1 protein-coding gene is annotated in these 1,366 nt (G+C 44.1%); it reads left to right on the top strand.

The window, feature by feature from the left end; translation table 11 throughout:
• Positions 1–121 precede the first annotated feature (121 nt).
• Complete coding sequence (locus EZJ43_RS16950) at positions 122–1,321, top strand: IS256 family transposase (protein ID WP_449406373.1); 1,200 nt, start codon at positions 122–124, stop codon at positions 1,319–1,321.
• Positions 1,322–1,366: the final 45 nt, after the last annotated feature.

Genomic DNA, 1,366 nt, shown 5'->3' with positions numbered 1-1,366 from the left:
AGGTAGTATCCTACTAACTGTGTAAGTCGAAAAGTTATTCTGAAAAATTTTGGGCCCTCAAGGCCAAACAAAAATTTTTCGGCAATAACTTTTATACATTTAAACCATATACACAGTTATGATCAACAAAGAAGAATTATTGAACGACAAGGGCTTTTACAAGTCCTTCAAAACTGGGGAAGACCTTACCTCTTTCTTCAAGACTATGCACAAGCGAGCGGTGGAGCACATGCTCGAGGCCGAGCTGGACGAACATCTGGACACCGAGAAGCACGAGCGGACTAGAGAAGGCAACTACCGTAACGGACACGGCACAAAGAAGATAAAGACCTCGTTCGGTGAAGACCATATTAAGGTGCCCAGAGACCGTGAGGGCAGTTTCGAGCCGGCATTGGTGCCCAAAAGGCACAATATTATCGAAGGTTTAGAGAATATCATCATATCCTTTTACGCCAAGGGTATGAGCGTAAGCGACATAGGCGAGCAGATAAAAGAAATGTACGATTTCGATGTCTCCACCTCTACCATATCAAGGATAACAGAGGCGGTTACCTCCGAGGTAGTTGCCTGGCAAAACCGCCCTTTGGAGGATCTGTACCTCATTGTCTGGATGGACGGGATAGTGTTTAAAGTACGCGATAACAGCAAGGTGATCAACAAGACCATCTACCTTGCCGTTGGCCTACGTCGCGACGGCAAGAAAGAAGTGCTTGGCATGTGGCTCGGCAAAAACGAAAGTTCCAGCTTTTGGATGAGCGTGTTGACGGATATGAAGGCACGCGGTGTGGAAGATATCCTCATTACCGCAACCGATAACCTCAATGGTTTTACCCAGACCATACGCACCGTATTTCCCCAGTCACAGACACAGATATGTGTAGTGCACCAGATCAGGAATGCCTGTAAATATGTGGTTTGGAAAGATAGAAAGCCTTTTACAGCAGACATGAAGCACATCTATAACGCGCCCACAAAACAGGCCGCAGAGGCTGCACTCAACGATTTTGCAGAAAAATGGGAATCAAAATATGCATACGCCATTAAATCATGGCGCGACAATTGGGAAGAACTTACGGTGTTTTTCGAGTTCCCGATAGAGATCAGAAAAATTATCTACACCACCAACCTGATTGAAAACCTCAACGGAAAAATAAGGAAATACACCAAAAACAAAATGTCTTTCCCAACAGACGAGGCTGTTATGAAATCCGTTTTCCTCGCATTGAGAGAGGCAACCAAAAAATGGACAATGCCGATCAGAAACTGGGGAATCGTCCTAAACCAATTTATGATTATATTTGACCAAAGACTTAAAATATAAAACCTAACGTGACTTTTCAACTTACACACTTAAAGGGATAGTGTC

Origin of the sequence: Pedobacter changchengzhani (assembly GCF_004354365.1) — a bacterium.
Lineage (GTDB): Bacteria > Bacteroidota > Bacteroidia > Sphingobacteriales > Sphingobacteriaceae > Pedobacter > Pedobacter changchengzhani.
The sequence above is the reverse complement of the archived record's forward strand: the minus strand, read 5'-3'. Positions and strand labels throughout refer to the sequence as shown.